The organism is Mycobacterium sp. E2327, assembly GCF_001672675.1.
GTDB lineage: Bacteria > Actinomycetota > Actinomycetes > Mycobacteriales > Mycobacteriaceae > Mycobacterium.
Genome location: NZ_LZKE01000008.1, coordinates 9,632 through 24,426, shown reverse-complemented (window position 1 = coordinate 24,426; position 14,795 = coordinate 9,632). Strand labels below are relative to the sequence as shown.

The following is a 14,795-nucleotide window of genomic DNA, read 5'->3' as shown; positions in this document are numbered from 1 at the left end:
TCAGTCACTTAACCATTAATCAAGTTAACAATCTCGGTTTGGCGCGGTATGCTGCGATTCTGATGGAAGCCACCACCGACCGTGTTCAGCTCGAGGCGCTGATCGCGGCCGACGCGCGTGCCCTGACCGCCGAATCCGACCAGATGGGTCGCGTCTTCGCCGCGGCGCACCAGTTGGGCCCCAGCGACTTTCGCGCCTTGCTGCATATTCTGGTGGCCGAGACGGCGGGAGCCCCGCTGACCTCGGGGGAGTTACGTCAGAAGATGGGCCTGTCGGCGGCGGCGATCACCTACCTGGTGGAGCGGATGATCAATTCCGGGCACATTCGCCGCGACACCCACGCCGAGGACCGCCGAAAGGTCATCCTGCGCTACTCGGATCCCGGGCTGGACACCGCCCGCTCGTTCTTCACCCCCCTGGGACTGCACACCCGAGCCGCGCTGGGCGACCTGTCCGACGAGGACCTGGCCGCGGCCCACCGGGTCTTCACTGCGCTGATTGCCGCAATGCGCCACTTTCAGAGCGAATTGAGTTGAGCTCCCTGAACGTTCGGCGGTGCCACCGCGCCAGCGAGTCGGGCGCCCACCAGTTCCGGCCGCCCAGCACGTGCATGAAGGCCGGAACCAGCAGCATCCGCACCAGCGTCGCGTCGACCAGGACCGCGATGGTCAGGCCCACTCCGAACATGCGCATGAAGGACACCCCGGCGGAAGTCAGGGCCGCGAACGAGATCGACATCAGCAGCGCCGCGGCGGTGATCACCCTGCCGGTGCGCGCCAGACCCAGCGCGATGCTTTCGTCGTTGTCCGCGCGCGTACGGGGTGAGTCCAGCCAGTACTCGCGGATCCGGGAAAGCAGGAACACTTCGTAATCCATCGACAACCCGAACGCGATGCAGAACATCAGCACCGGGACGTTCGCCGCCAGCGTGCCGGTCGACGTGGTGCCGGCCGCGCCCAGGTGCCCGTCTTGAAAGATCCACACCAGGGCGCCGAACGCGGCCGTCAGCGAGACCACGTTGAGCAGTACCGCCTTGATCGGCAGCAGCACGCTGCCGGTGAGGAGGAAGAGCAGCACCAGCGTCACGACGGCAATGAATCCGAACACCAACGGCAAGCGGCTCGTAATGCCGTGCACGCAATCACGATTCGTTTGGGCCATCCCGGTGAATTGCACCGGTTGGTTTCGCGGCGGTTCGATCGCGTGCAGCCGGTCCAATTGCGCCTCGGACGCCCGGGTGTAAAGGGGCGCGGCGCTCTCAATGGTCAGATAGGCGCTGCCGGTTGCCATTCCGCTTGGGGCCGACGGCGGGCCGCTTGGCTTACCGGCAACGAAGGTGCCGGTCGGCGCGGATACCGCCGCGACATCGGCAACGAGGGACAACCGCATGGCGTAGTCGTCCAGGTCGCTGGTGGTGAGGCCGGCTGCGTCGGGCAGGACGACCTTGATCTCGTTACCGGTGCGGAAGTCGCTGCGGATTCGGTCGCTCACGGCCCGCGCCGACGAGGACGTCGGCAGTACCCGATCGTCGGGATAGCCCCACCTGACGTTCAGGAACGGTGCGCCCAGGGCAAGCAGTACGGCGCTGATCGCCAAAGCGACCGGGATCGCCTGCCGCATCACCGCTTTGGCAATCCGATACCAGGCGCTGTGTTCCAAGGTCCGCGGCGGGGGTGCGGGGCGCCGGAGGAGCCGGCGGCCCAGCGTCCAGATGTTGAGCGCGTCGAGCCGGTCGCCGAGCAACGCGATCGTGGCCGGCGCCAGGACCGTCGCCGCCAAGGCGGCGAACGCCACCACCGCGGTGCCGGCGTAGGCGAAGGACTTGAGGAAGTACATCGGGAACAGCGCGGTTGCGGCGAGTGCCAGGGCCACCGTGATCGCCGAGAACAGCACGGTGCGGCCGGCGGTCGTCACAGTCCTCACCAGCGCCTCGTCGGGGCCGGCTCCTTGCGCCAGTTCGTCCCGGTACCGGCTGATGATCAGCAACGTGTAGTCGACGGCCAGGGCGAATCCCAACGCCGCCGTCACGTTGAGAGCAAAGATCGACACGTTGGTGACCAGGGCGATCGCGCGCAACACGGCGAGCGACCCCACGATCGCGACTCCGCCCACCGCCACGGGCAGTGCCGCCGCGAGCAAGCCGCCGAAGACCCACACCAGCGCGACGAAGCTCAGCGGTATCGCGATCATTTCCATCCGCAGCAGGTCTTTTTCGGTCTGTTGGTTGACTTGTTGGTAGACCAGCGCCGACCCTCCGGCTCGCACCGTGACGCCCTGATGGTCGCGCGTGAAACGCTTCGCCAGCGTCCGGGCGTGGTCGGGTGCGCTGTTTTCGTCGCCCTTGAGCGCCGCCAGGATCATCGCGGTCTTTCCGTCGGCGCTGAACAAGCCCGGATTGGCCTGCGCGGCCCAGGGCGAGGTGACCTGTGCGACGAAGGGTGATTGGGAAAGCTGCTGGACGATGTCGGTGCCCACGGCTTGTGCGGCGCCGTCTCGGGCGCCCTCCGACGAACTCACCAGGACAACCAAATCCATGCCGCCCTGGTTGAACTTCTCGGCCAGCGTCGCGGCGGCGCGGGCCGATTCGGATGCCGGGTCAAGAAATCCCCCGGCGGACAGCCTGGATGCGGCCGGTATGCCGAAAACCGCCGCGGCAATCATGAATACGACGGTGATGCCGATGATCCGTCTCGGCGCGGCGACGGCGAGTCGGGCGATTCGCGTTAGCATGTACCGCCCTCGTGGTGATCCGCGCTGAATGGCGTGGGCCGGCGCTTCCTACTGGGGAGATTACGTTAAGATTCTTAACCATTCAAGTACTTAAATAAATTCGGAAGTTGCACTAGGCTGGCGGCCTGGGATGGGGGATTGCCCGGCGCGGCCCTGGGTACTACCCGATACGCAAGGAACGAGGTGAGCGGTGTGTTCGGATCGATGGGAGCCATGATCGGCGAGGTGATCGATGCGGCGGGGTCGGTGGTCGGCTACCGCCACGGCACCAAGGAGCCGGACTACACCGCAGAGCAGCTGACCCGGGATGTCGAGCTCCGGCACTACGGTGCCCGGATCGCCGCGGAGACGACCGTCGTCGCGGACGAGGAGGCAGCCCGCTATGCCGGGTTTCGCCGACTCGCCGGTTACATATTCGGTGGCAACCGCGTCCACGAGAAGATCGCCATGACCGCCCCGGTGGCCCAGGAGGCGGCGGGCGAGCGCCGATGGGTGATCCGCTTTTTCATGCCTGCCGAAAAGACGCTGGACTCACTGCCCGAGCCTGACGACGGAGAAGTCAGGCTGGCGACGGTGCCGCCGGAGACGGTTGCCGTGCACCGCTTCACGGGCAGCCGCAGCCGCCGTGCCGTCGCTGCGCACACCGCCCGATTGCTGACCGCCCTGCGCGAGACCGGATTCGAGGCCGTCGACACGCCGACCGCCTGGTTCTACGATCCGCCCTGGACCGTTCCGGCGCTGCGCCGCAACGAGATTGCCGTGCCGGTGGAGCCGAGCGCCTGACCATGCGCCCATCGACACTTTTTGCCCCCGCCGCGGCGGTGATCGCGACGGCGACGGTGGGTGGCCTGGCGACCCGCCCGGCAGCCCAGTCGGTGTGGTACCGCCAACTACGCAAACCCACCTACCAGCCGCCGCGGTCGGTGTTTCCCGTCATCTGGCCGGCGTTGTACGCCGACATCGCGGCGGTGTCCGCGGTCACCCTCGACCGGCTGCGCGACGGTGGGAACGCGCCGGCGGCCCGCTCCTACCTCGGTGCTCTGGTGATCAACCTGCTGCTGAATGCCGGCTGGTCATGGGTGTTCTTCAATCGTCGCCGCCTCGGGGCGGCGGTCGCGGTGAACGCCGCGCTGACCGCGAGCAGCGCCGACCTGACCCGGCGTGCCATCGCCGTGCGCGGGAGGCGCGCGGTGTGGCTGTCGGCGTATCCCGCCTGGTGCGCGTTCGCCTTCGCCCTGTCCGCCCACATCTGGCTGCTGAATCGCCGCCGCAGGATCGACCCGCCGTGACGGCCGACCGCGGCGAGATGACCACCCGCAAGCGCCGTCACATCGACGTGTGCCTCGAAGGGGACGTCGGCTATCACGGCCTGACGACCGGCCTGGAACGCTACGCCCTGCCCTACAACGCCCTGACCCAGACCAACCTTGACGACATCGACCTGCGCACCGAATTTCTCGGCGCGCGGCTGCGGGCTCCGATTCTGATCGGCGCCATGACCGGCGGGGCGAAGCTGTCGGGCACCATCAACCGCAACCTGGCCACGGCCGCGCAACGGCTCGGCATCGGAATGATGCTGGGCTCGCAGCGGGTGATGCTGGACAGCGCGCTGGGGGAGCGGGCCGCCTCCAGTTTCTGCGTGCGCGACGTGGCGCCGGACGTGCTGTTGCTGGGCAACATCGGCCTTTCCCAGTTCACCAAGGACGCGGTGCCGGACATCGTTCAAGCCCTCGACCGGGTGGGCGCGAATGCGCTTGCGGTGCATACTAATCCGCTGCAGGAGGCCATCCAGCGCGATGGCGACACGGACTTCGCCGGGTCGCTGGACCGGCTGCACGACGTGGCCGGCATGCTGGGCTACCCGGTGCTGTTGAAGGAGGTCGGTCACGGGATTGGCGGCGCCGCGATCGGCCAACTGCTGCGCTCGTCCGGGGAGCTCCCGGTGGCGGCCATCGACGTTGCCGGCGCCGGCGGCACCTCGTGGTCACGCGTCGAGCAATTGGTCCGCTACGGCGAAGTGCGCTACCCCGACCTGGCGGACTGGGGCATACCCACCGCGCAGGCGATTTGTGAGGTGCGGGCGGCGCTGCCCGAGATCCCGCTGGTCGCCTCGGGCGGAATCCGGACGGGCATGGACGCGGCCAAGGCGCTGGCGCTAGGCGCCGACGTGGTGGCCGTCGCCCGGCCGCTGTTATCCGCGGCGATCGAGTCGGCGGCCGCGGCGACCGCATGGCTGCAGCGATTCATCGACGAGTTCCGCATCTGCCTGCACGGGTGCGGCGCGGCGGAGGTGACGGCGCTGCGAGACGTTGGCCTGACGCCTCTTTCGTAGCGGGACGGCGGATGGCGGTGATACTGGCGTACGGATCGCCCGCGCTCGGTCATGCCTATCCCATGGCGGCGCTGCTGACCGAACTGGTCGGGCGGGGCCATCGGGCTCACCTGCTGACCCTGGCCGGCGGGGTTTCCGCCATGCGCGCCGCCGGCATCCATGCCGAGGCCGTTGACCCGCGAATCGAGGCCATCGCCGGCCGGGATTGGCTGGCGCCCAACGCGTTAGGGGTCCTCAAGGAGACGATCGAGGTGCTGTGCCGACGCGCGGTGATCGAGGTCGACGATCTTCGTCGCGCGCTGGCGCGGGTCCGTCCCGACGCGGTGTTGGTCGACGCGAACTGCTGGGGAGCCATGGCGATGGCCGAGGCGAGTGGCGTTCCGTGGCTGGTATTTTCGCCGTTCACGCCCTACCTGAGGTCTCGTTCGGCGCCGCCGTTCGGCCCCGGCCTGCGCCCGCTGCCCGGACCGGTCGGGATGGTCCGAGACGCGTCCATGCGCCCGGTTGTGCGCCACCTGTTCGACCGCCGGATCGTGCCCCGGGTCAACGCCGTCCGCGCGGAACTCGGGCTACCGCGGGCGAAGTCGGTAGACGGGCTGATGCGCCGCGCGCCGCTGATGCTGGCCGTCGGCGGCGAGCCGTTCGAGTATCCGCATCCCGATTGGGGCCACGTGCACTTCATCGGTGCGTGTGAGTTCGAGCCCGGCCCCGCCGCCGCGCCGGAGTGGATCACCGGCATCGACCGGCCCATCGTCTTGGTCAGCACCTCCTCGATCGCGCAGGCGGACGCCAAACTGGGCCGAATCGCCTTGCAGGCGTTGGCCGCTGAAGCGGTCCACGTCGTCGCGACGTTCCCCGCCGGCGTGCCCGACGGGCTCCCGCACACCTCCAACGCCACGGCATGCCGCTTTGCGCCGCACGGCGCGGTCCTCGACCGTGCGGTCTGCGCCGTCACCCACGGCGGGATGGGCACCACGGTGAAGGCCCTGGCCCGGGGTGTCCCGGTCTGCGCGGTGCCCTTCGCCCGCGATCAGGCCGAAGTGGCGCGCCGCGTACAGGTGGCCCGCTGCGGGACGCGGCTGCCGGCCAAGAAGCTGACCGCGGCGCGCCTGCGCCTCGCCGTGCGGGAGGCGACGGCCATGGCGGCGGGCGCGCGCCGGGTGGCCGCCGGTTTCGCCGCGACCGGCGGCGTGGCCCGTGGTGCGGACCTCATCGAGCAGCGCCTACTGGACGGGGCGCTACGGCGCGGCCTTTTGCCGCCGGGCGCCCGCTGACGGGCTGGCCGGCCGGCCGGAAAGCTCGCCCTCGAACGTCGACATCGCCCCGATCATCGCCGTGAAAACCCGATGAGCCGCGATCAAATCCTTATCGCTCAGGTCCGCCATGGCCTTGCTGAGGTGAAGACCGAGCGGCCGGAAGAAAGCGTGCGCCAACGTCATGCCGCTTTCCTCGTAGCGCAGCAACCACTTTCGTCGGTCCTCGGGGTCCGCCTCGCGGCGAATGTGGCCCGCTTCGATCATCCGATCGACGAGATAGGTGATCGCCGCGGGGGAGACGTCCATGCGCTGCCGCAATTCGGCCAGGGTCAACGGTTTTCCCGCGGTCTCGCTGACCATGATGTGCAGCAGGGCGTGAAAATCGCTGCTGCCGACCTCGTTCGTGCGCGCGAAGTGGCGGCCGATGCGATCCGATTGCGCCGTGATCGCTCGCATGTCGGCCGACAACTGCCTTTCCAGCTCAGCCCGGTCGGGCGAATCTTGCGCGCGGCGCTTGCTCACCTACCCGCATCCTTCATCAGACCACCAGCGTATCCGTGCCCCTGTCGGGGACCTAGCGCGACGTGCTGCGCGCCGGGAAAGAACCTACCGGAGCCGTCGCCTGACCACTTCTCGAGTTCCGGCGCTTTTTCGCCAGGGCGATCCATGACGTCACGGCGGCGAGAAAGGCGATGGTCTGCACGGTACCGGTTCGGCCGGCCGGGTAGACCACACCCGCGACGTAATGGTCGACGAACCCAGTGCTGGGCAGCGGCGTCATGCCGGCTCGTAATCGTGCCCAATCTTCCAGGGAAGTCAGCGGACACGCACGGGCAGCATCACGACCGCCAGGCCCCAGCACACGCTCGCCAGGTGCAGCCAGATGGTGCGTGGCCACCGCAGCGCGAGGAAACCACCGCAGGGCACATAGCAGAGATAGGCGAAGTGCGCGCCCACGCTGACCGTCACGAGGTACTTAAAGCAGGCGAAATGCGCTTTCGTCATCGTCGGTTCGGACTTCCGCTGGCGGCCCGTGCTGAGGTAGGTCCATGTTAGCCACCCGCGCGAAGTCGATAGCGGCGTTCGGCGTAGGCCAGGTCGTCGCGCCACAGCCGGTTCGAGGCGTAGCGCATCAGCGGTGTGATCAATGGGGCCGCCCGGCGCGCCGCCTTGAAACCCGGGCGTTGCGATGTCGCGATAGTGGCCTCCAGGACGGCAACGCGCGGCCAGCCGTCGTGTCCCAAACCCATTGGCGTGGCGTGGGTTTCGACGACACTTCCCGTCCCCTCACCCTCGATGATGCGCATGACGACCGTGCGCGCGTCCGGAGTGGTGAATTCGGCGATGACGGGCACGCCGAGGCGACCCATTCGGAAGGTGACCGAGACCAGGAAGCGGTCGTCTTCCTCGGTGGGGGTGGTGAGCACCTCCAGCCGGGTGAACGAGTAGGGGTGGAACCACGCGCCGTGCCAGGGGTCGAGCCGGTTGGCGACGACGTCGGACGGTTCGCAGCGACCGACCACCCGGGTGACCGCCGTCAGGGTGTCAACGGAAGGCCTCGGCACGACGACCGGCCGATCCGTCGGGGCCTCTGTCCCAACCGAATCGAGGCGCACCCACGCCAGCGCGCCGTCGTCGTGGCTGGGCAACGGCTGCCAACGCAATTCGCACGTTTTGCCGTCGAGCGCCAGCCCGTGCCACCGGCAGTACAGGACGCCCTTGCGCACCAGGCCGGTGGCCAGGTCGGCGCCCAGGTGCGGGCAGGTGGCCGGACCCACCCACAGCCGGCCGTGCTCGCCGCGCCAGGCGACCAGGTCGATGCCGGCGACCCGCGCCCCGTGGGCGTGGCCGGTGCGCACGTCGCGGCTCGCGGCGAACGCGAACCAGTTTCCGGTCGCCCGGCGCCCCGACCGCGCCAACGCTGCGTTGATGATGCCCGGCTGCGCGTCCCGGTAGGTCGGGCGCTGCTGTGTCCATGAGACACGCGGGATTACGCCGACCGGCCAGTCTTTCCAGCGCCGGCGCAGGCGATCGCCGACGCTCATCGTGGCCGCGCCAGTGACCGCAGCAGCGCGGACCGCCCGTGGATCGGGACGGTGCACAGCGCGTGGCCGGCAATGCCCCACGATGCCAGCAGCTGGTTGGCGGCCGACCATCCGGTGGTGGCCGCCCGTTCCATCAGCGCGACCGGCAGGTCGACACGGATCCCGTCGCCGGCCAGCACCAGCCCGGGCTGCGGCGTGGCCACGGTCGGCCGTTGCAGGAAGGTTCCCGGTGCGAACAGGGGGCAGTCGTCGCGGCGCAGCACGCGTTCGTAAGCGACCCGGGCCCCGACCGTTTCGGGATACAACTGGTGCAGCCGGCCGATCGCGGCCCGATCGGGGGATTGGGAACTGGCCGCGTACGAGTGCAATTCGACGACCGACCCGCGGTGTTGGCGTGCCCACACCGCGGCCTCCCGCTCGTAACGCTCCAGCACGCTGATGTTGTCGACGGGCGGATGACCGGCCGTGCCGAGAAAAGCGGGCCGGTCCGAATCGACGGCTTTCTCCAGCCACAGCCGGTGCACCACGAAGGACGGCGCGGTGCGCAACCGGCGTATCCGGGCGCGCCACGGATCGTCGCCGAGGCCGGCAGACGCCGCCACCACGCGCTGCAGGCCGCCTACGTCGAGCGCCAGCACCACCGCGTCCGCGTCGAGCCGATCGCCCGACTCGGTATGGACGTCAAAGGCTTTCGTGGCTCCGGGCGTGACACAGGACGCTTGGGTGCCGAGGTGCATTCGAACGCCCCGGTCGTGCAGGTACTCGCGCAGCGGATTCCACAGGCTCACTTGGAAGTTCGCAGTGGCGACGTCGAAGATCAGGCCCTCGCTGGAACCGAGGAAATAGATGTGGAACATGGCCGCCAGCTCCGCGGCCGACAATTGTGCCGGCTCGGCGAAGAAGCTGCGGGAGAACACCTCGAACGCCAAATGGCGCGCCGACTCGGGAAAGTTGATGCTCTTCAGGAAGGTTTCCGCGTCGATGTGGTCGAGCCGCCGGTAGATGTCGGGCACCGACACCGCCGCCAGCGGTGCGGCGGCCCGGCCGTTGATGCGCACCAGGTCGCCGACTGAAAATGTCGGGCTGCGCAATGCGAATGCCAGCGCGTTCCAGGGCGGGGTGCGTGGCAGTCCGCGGAAGGTGTCGCGCCGTCCGGCGCCGTCGATCAGTGGGTAGTCGCTGACGGGGGCGAGCATGCGCAGCCGCGGATCGACCCGGCGGAGCAGCGCGCGCAGGTTGTAATACTGGCGGAAGAAGGCGTGGAATCCGCGGTTCATCGCGAACTCGGCGCCGTCGTGGTGTTCGGTCCAGCCGCCTACCCGGCCGCCGAGGTAGTCCTCCCGTTCGACGACGTCCACGGAGACGCCGCGTTCGGCGAGCGCGGTGGCGGCCGTCAGGCCGGCGATCCCGGCGCCCACCACGACGGCGCGCGGCCGCGACGACAGCGCGCCCGCGTCGGGCAGGCCGGGTATCGCGGGGTGAACGCGCCGGCGGCGGTCGGTCATCGCGGCGCCTCCCCGACAAACGTGTGGACGACGTTGTGCTCCCAGCCCGGCATCGTCTCGCTACGCACCCCGGTGAAGCCGGCGTCGCGCATCCGGCGCCGCAACCGCGCCGCCCCGTCGAACGCGAGGACGCTGCGCCACAGGTGCCGGTAGAGCGCGGTGTCCCGGGTATGCCACCAGCCGGCGGGGACGATGATGCCCCAACACACCGCGTGCCAGACCAACCTCGCCGCGACCGAATCGCGCACCGAGTACTCGTGCATCGCCAGGGTGGCGCCGGGGGCGAGCAGGGCGCGAAACGCCCGCAGCTGACCGTCCGGGTCCGCGAGGTTGCGCAGCAGGTAGGCGGCCAGGATGCCGTCGAACGGTCCGGTGACGCCGCCTTCCTCCAGTTCCTCGACGCGCGCGTGCACGAACCGCACCGACGGCGGCCACGCCTTCGCCCGTGCCACGTCGAGCATTCCGTTCGCGGCGTCAACCGCGACGATCTCCGCCTCGGGCGCCGCCGCCAGCAGCGCGGCCGTCGACGCGCCGGTGCCGCAGCCCGCGTCGAGCAGACGTAGGCCCCGGCCGCGTGCGGGCAGCCGCATGCGGCGCGCCGAGCGCGCCAGGTTCGCGTGGTAGTACGGGTTGGCCCCGACCAGCCGGTCGTACGCCGCGGCGCCGACGTCGAAGGCGCCGGGCACCTCGTTGCGGGGCAGGCCCGCCTTATCGACTCGCACGTTGTCGCTCCCACAACAGCAGCACGGCGGTGACCAGTGCGAAGCCGAACAGGAAGTCCTCGACGGGAATGTCGAACGGAAACCGCACGCCGCCGGTCTGCCGCTCGTTGTAGACCACGATCGGCGCGGTGCGTTTCGTCAGCCAGCCATCGACGGGAACCTGGAAGCCGAGCACGATCACCATCGACAACCAGTAGGCCGGCCGCCGGAACAGCCCCGTGTGCAACAGCGCGAGCTCCAGCGCGACCACGACCAGGACGGCCGCGACGGCCGGCACCGTGTAGCCGAGGCCGGTCATCGGTTCCTGACCCGTTCGAGGATGGCGCTCACCGCGTTGTAGGTCAGCAGCCCGCACACCGGAATCACCAGGAAGAACAACACTTCCTCGATTGGCACCCCGAAGGGGATGTGGACGCCGCTGATGTACTCGCAGTTGTAAGCCCACACCTCGGCGCCGATCGCCACCGTGTCCCAGACGAGGAACACCGCCGCGACCGGAAGGACCGCGCGGGCCAGGCGGCGCGGTTGGCGGTAGACACCGGCGCCGAACAGCTCGAGCGGCGCGGTGATCGCCAGGCACAGGCCCAGGACGATCAGGTACTGCCACCGGTCGCTCACGACGCGGTCCTCATCCGGGCCCGCCACGCCCGCACTAGCCCGCCACCGGCGACCCGAAGCCGCCGCGCCGTGCCGACGGTGGCCCGATGCGTGAATACCGAGAAATCGCTGGCCTCAATGCGATCCAGGATTTCGGAGTACAGCGTCAACGCGGTCGCCACGCACGGCCGGGACCGGGGCGCGAGCAGGGCGATCCCGTCGGCGGCGAAACGGTAGATCTCGCGGGTGATCTGGTGCTGAGCCGCCAGGGCGGAGCGGACGCGGGGATCCGTGCGCCGGTGCAGGTGACACCACATCATCAGGTCGCGGTCCACGCCGAAGGCGGCGAGTTCGTCGGCCGGCAGGTAGATCCTGTTGCGCGCCAGATCTTCGTCGACGTCGCGCAGGAAGTTGGTGAGCTGAAACGCGCGGCCCAGCGCCGCCGCATACGGGGCGGCCACGCCGGTGGGGACCTCCGGACCGGCGGTCCCCAGCACCGGAAGCATCTGCAGGCCAATGACTTCCGCGGAGCCATGCATGTACCGGTTGAGCGCCGCCCGGTCGGGATAGTCGGTGACGGTGAGATCCATGCGCATGGAGTCCAGAAAGTCCGCGAACAGGTCCGCGGGAATCTCGTAACGACGCGCGGTGTGGGCGACGGCGGCGAGGATGGGCTCGTCGTCGTGGTCGCCCCCGTCGAAGAAGCGATCCGAGAGCCGCTGCAGCCGGTCCGCCCGCTCGGACACATCCAGGGCCGGGTTGAGCTCGTCGAGGATGTCGTCGGCGTGGCGGGCGAAGCCGTACAACGCGTGCACGGCCGGGCGCTGGTCGGGGGCGAGCAACCGGGTGGCGAGGAAGTAGGTGCGGCCGTTCTCGGCGGCGATCTGCCGGCACCGCCGATAGGCCGCGCGCAGCCGCTCTTCGTCGATTCCGGCGGCGTCCAATTCCGTCCGGATCATCGCGATCCCGCTTTCAGGTCGAGCGTTCGGGTCGTCGTCCGCGTTGGGGCGCCGGTGATGCGGTCGGCGGCCAACCGCCCGGAGATCAGCGTGGTCGGCACGCCCACCCCGGGCAGGGTCGACGTCCCGGCCAGCACCGCGTTGTCGATGCCGCGCACGGTGTTGGCCGGCCGGAAGGGCCCGGTCTGGGCGAACGTGTGGGCCCACGCGAACGGCGTGCCCGCGGCCATGCCCTGGCGGGCCCAGTCGGCCGGGGTGTCGACGTGCAGCAGTCGGGCGCCGTCGCGCACGCCCGGCAAGAGCCGGTCCTGCACGATGTCGAGGAGGGAGTCCGCGTATGCGCCACCGATGGCCGACCAGTCGATCTCACCGCGCGAGAGGTTGGGGGCCGGTGCCAGCACGTAGAGCAAGTCGCGGCCGGCGGGGGCCAGGCTCGGATCGCCGGCCGTCGGCCGGGTCACCAGCAGCGACGGATCGGCCATCAGGCGGCCGTCGCGGATGATGTCGGTGAACGTCTGCTCCCACGCCGAGCCGAAAAGGATGCTGTGGTGGGCGTTCTGGGACGCCACGGCGCGGCAACCGAGGTGCAGCACCACCGCCGAGGGCGCCGCGCGCAGCGGCAGGATCCGGCGTGGCTGCCGGCCCAACAGGCGGTAGGTCTGCGGCAGCTCGGTCGTCAGTACCACCGCGTCGCAGTCGATGCGCGCATCCCGGTCGGTGTGGACCGCGGTGATCCGCTGCCCGCTGCGCTCCAGCCCGGTGACCGTCGACCCGTAGCGGAACCGCACCCCGGCGTCGGCGGCCGCGGCCGCCAGGGCGTCGGGCAGCGCGCGCACGCCCCCGCGCGGGAAGAACACCCCGGCGACCGTGTCCATGTAGGCGATCACCGCGTACACCGCCAAGGCGTGTTGCGGCGCGACCCCGGCGTAGAGCGACTGGAAGGTGAACACCCGGCGCAACCGGGGATCGCTGATGTGGCGCTTGACCATCGTGTCCCACCGGCGGAACCCGCCGAGTGCGGCCAACCGCGCCAGCTGGGGAGTCAGCAGCGACAGCGGGGAGTCGAAGTTGGCGGCGATGAAGCCGTCGAATTCCGTGCGATACAGCCGGTTCAGCCAGTCGCGCAGCCGCCGGTAGCCGTCGGCCTGCTGTGGTCCAGCGAACTCGCGCACCGCGGCGGCCATCCGGTCGGCGTCGGTGTGCACGTCGATGGCGCTGCCGTCGGCGAACAGCGCCCGGTAGGCCGGGTCGACCGGGAGCAATTCGACTCTGTCCGAGGCGGTTTCGCCCACCGCGGCGAACGCCTCGTCGATGATGTCCGGCATCGTGAGCACCGTCGGGCCGGTGTCGATGTGGTAGCCGTCGACATCGCGCCGCCCCGCCCGGCCGCCGGGCCAGGCTTCGCGCTCAACCACGGTGACCTGACGGCCCCGGCCGGCCAGGTGCAGCGCGGCGGCAAGCCCCGCGAATCCCGCGCCGACCACGACGACGTGGTCGGTGCGCCCGGACACCGTGCGGATGCTCATGCGGCCCGCCGGGTGCACAGGCCCGCCATGTCGACGAGCGCGGCGGTGAGCGCGCCGTCGACGATGTTGCCGTCCAAGGCCTTGAGAGCCGCCTCGACGCGATCGGCGATCAGTTCTTCGATCAGCCGCACCGCCCCGGTGGCCAGGATGAGGTTCCGCCACTGGTCCAGTGCGGAATCGTCGAGCTCCTCACCGCTCATGAATTGGCGAAACTGTCGACGGGTCGACGCGTCGGCCAACTCGTGCGCGGCCACCACGACGCTGGTGGCCTTGCGCTCGATCAGGTCCCCGCCGTTGGGCTTCCCGGTTACCGCGGGCGACCCGAAGATGCCCAGGATGTCGTCGCGCAGCTGGAAAGCTTCGCCGATGGCGGTGCCGTAGTCGCCTAACGCGTCGAGCACCCGGACGTCGCAGCCGGCCATCGCGGCGCCGATCTCCAGCGGTCGGCGCACGGTGTAGTTCCCGGACTTGCGCCGCGCCACCTCGAGAACGGCCTCCATCGTCGGCAGGTCCCGCATATCCGTTGCCAGGTCGGCGAACTGGCCGACCGCCAGCTCGGTACGCATGGCGTCGTAGCGCGGCCATGCCTTGAGCAGGTGGTGGCGCTCGAGGCCGCTGTCGCGCAGCATCTGCTCGGCCCAGATCAAACACAGATCACCGAGCAGGATGGCGGCCGATTCGCCGAACCGACGCGAGGAGCCGGACAGCCCGCGTCGGCGATGCCAGGTGGCGAATTGCAGGTGCGCGGCCGGGCGGCCTCGCCGCGATGGCGAATTGTCCATGACGTCGTCTTGCAACAGCGCAAACGCGTGCAGCAACTCGAGGCTGGCGGTAGCCGACAGTGCCGCATTGCTTGGCCGTTGGCCGCACAACCAGCCCAGATACATGAACATCGACCGCAGGCATTTGCCGCCGTCGACGAACTCCAGCAAGATGTCGCCGGCCACGTCGACCCCGCAGTCACCCAAGGCGTCGTGGCATCGCTCCGCGACGAATCCGGTGACGTGGTCCAGCACCGCCCGCCGCAGACTCGTACGCCAGGCGTCCAGTTGGTCTTTGTCGGGCAGGCACATCGGGCCGACCGCCTCCCACGAAACGTCCGCCAGCCGCCGGCTCGAAAGGC

General features: G+C 69.7%; 15 protein-coding genes and 1 pseudogene. 5 read left to right on the top strand and 11 right to left on the bottom strand.

All coding sequences use genetic code 11. From position 1 onward, the window contains the following. Positions 1 to 62: 62 nt before the first annotated feature. Complete coding sequence (locus A5712_RS00840; protein WP_068100207.1) at positions 63 to 536, top strand: MarR family winged helix-turn-helix transcriptional regulator; 474 nt, start codon at positions 63 to 65, stop codon at positions 534 to 536. Here A5712_RS00840 and A5712_RS00835 read toward each other — a convergent pair. Then, positions 487 to 2,730, bottom strand: coding sequence for an MMPL family transporter (locus A5712_RS00835; protein WP_068100205.1), 2,244 nt, complete (start codon positions 2,728 to 2,730; stop codon positions 487 to 489). The genes A5712_RS00840 and A5712_RS00835 overlap by 50 nt on opposite strands. Before the next feature lie 192 nt (positions 2,731 to 2,922). On the opposite strand from A5712_RS00835, the gene A5712_RS00830 reads away from it, so the two are divergent. The 4 genes from A5712_RS00830 to A5712_RS00815 are packed head-to-tail and all read left to right on the top strand — an operon-like array spanning position 2,923 to position 6,336. Next, positions 2,923 to 3,513: a heme-binding protein gene (locus A5712_RS00830; protein ID WP_156766346.1), complete on the top strand. Its 591-nt coding sequence runs from the start codon at positions 2,923 to 2,925 to the stop codon at positions 3,511 to 3,513. 2 nt (positions 3,514 to 3,515) lie between these two features. Next, on the top strand, positions 3,516 to 4,019 hold the full coding sequence (locus A5712_RS00825; RefSeq protein WP_068100201.1) for a TspO/MBR family protein: 504 nt from the start codon (positions 3,516 to 3,518) through the stop codon (positions 4,017 to 4,019). 17 nt (positions 4,020 to 4,036) lie between these two features. Beyond that, positions 4,037 to 5,062, top strand: a complete 1,026-nt coding sequence (gene fni / locus A5712_RS00820; protein WP_197519265.1) for a type 2 isopentenyl-diphosphate Delta-isomerase — start codon at positions 4,037 to 4,039, stop codon at positions 5,060 to 5,062. Between the two features lie 11 nt (positions 5,063 to 5,073). Next, a complete protein-coding gene (locus tag A5712_RS00815; RefSeq protein ID WP_068100196.1) occupies positions 5,074 to 6,336 on the top strand; it encodes a glycosyltransferase in 1,263 nt (420 codons plus the stop codon). Here A5712_RS00815 and A5712_RS00810 read toward each other — a convergent pair. The 10 genes and pseudogenes from A5712_RS00810 to A5712_RS00765 form a co-directional block, all read right to left on the bottom strand. Further along, positions 6,301 to 6,840: a MarR family winged helix-turn-helix transcriptional regulator gene (locus tag A5712_RS00810; protein ID WP_068100195.1), complete on the bottom strand. Its 540-nt coding sequence runs from the start codon at positions 6,838 to 6,840 to the stop codon at positions 6,301 to 6,303. The two genes, A5712_RS00815 and A5712_RS00810, sit on opposite strands and share 36 nt — an antisense overlap. Before the next feature lie 52 nt (positions 6,841 to 6,892). Then, positions 6,893 to 7,323: pseudogene (locus A5712_RS00805) on the bottom strand (DUF2784 domain-containing protein). 47 nt (positions 7,324 to 7,370) lie between these two features. After that, positions 7,371 to 8,363: a DUF5914 domain-containing protein gene (locus A5712_RS00800; RefSeq protein ID WP_068100193.1), complete on the bottom strand. Its 993-nt coding sequence runs from the start codon at positions 8,361 to 8,363 to the stop codon at positions 7,371 to 7,373. Beyond that, positions 8,360 to 9,868: an FAD-dependent oxidoreductase gene (locus A5712_RS00795; RefSeq protein WP_068100191.1), complete on the bottom strand. Its 1,509-nt coding sequence runs from the start codon at positions 9,866 to 9,868 to the stop codon at positions 8,360 to 8,362. The genes A5712_RS00800 and A5712_RS00795 overlap by 4 nt, the downstream gene beginning before the upstream one ends. Further along, on the bottom strand, positions 9,865 to 10,590 hold the full coding sequence (locus tag A5712_RS00790; protein WP_068100189.1) for a trans-aconitate 2-methyltransferase: 726 nt from the start codon (positions 10,588 to 10,590) through the stop codon (positions 9,865 to 9,867). The genes A5712_RS00795 and A5712_RS00790 overlap by 4 nt, the downstream gene beginning before the upstream one ends. Beyond that, positions 10,577 to 10,888, bottom strand: coding sequence for a lycopene cyclase domain-containing protein (locus A5712_RS00785; RefSeq protein WP_068100187.1), 312 nt, complete (start codon positions 10,886 to 10,888; stop codon positions 10,577 to 10,579). The genes A5712_RS00790 and A5712_RS00785 overlap by 14 nt, the downstream gene beginning before the upstream one ends. Further along, on the bottom strand, positions 10,885 to 11,208 hold the full coding sequence (locus A5712_RS00780) for a lycopene cyclase domain-containing protein (protein WP_068100326.1): 324 nt from the start codon (positions 11,206 to 11,208) through the stop codon (positions 10,885 to 10,887). Before A5712_RS00780 ends, A5712_RS00785 begins: the two co-directional genes overlap by 4 nt. Further along, positions 11,205 to 12,146, bottom strand: coding sequence for a phytoene/squalene synthase family protein (locus A5712_RS00775; protein ID WP_068100185.1), 942 nt, complete (start codon positions 12,144 to 12,146; stop codon positions 11,205 to 11,207). The genes A5712_RS00780 and A5712_RS00775 overlap by 4 nt, the downstream gene beginning before the upstream one ends. Continuing rightward, the gene (gene crtI / locus A5712_RS00770) at positions 12,143 to 13,672 is read right to left on the bottom strand and encodes a phytoene desaturase family protein (RefSeq protein WP_068100320.1); all 1,530 of its coding nucleotides are present in this window, start codon (positions 13,670 to 13,672) and stop codon (positions 12,143 to 12,145) included. The genes A5712_RS00775 and crtI overlap by 4 nt, the downstream gene beginning before the upstream one ends. Then, positions 13,669 to 14,745, bottom strand: a complete 1,077-nt coding sequence (locus A5712_RS00765; protein WP_068100321.1) for a polyprenyl synthetase family protein — start codon at positions 14,743 to 14,745, stop codon at positions 13,669 to 13,671. Before A5712_RS00765 ends, crtI begins: the two co-directional genes overlap by 4 nt. Positions 14,746 to 14,795 lie beyond the last annotated feature (50 nt).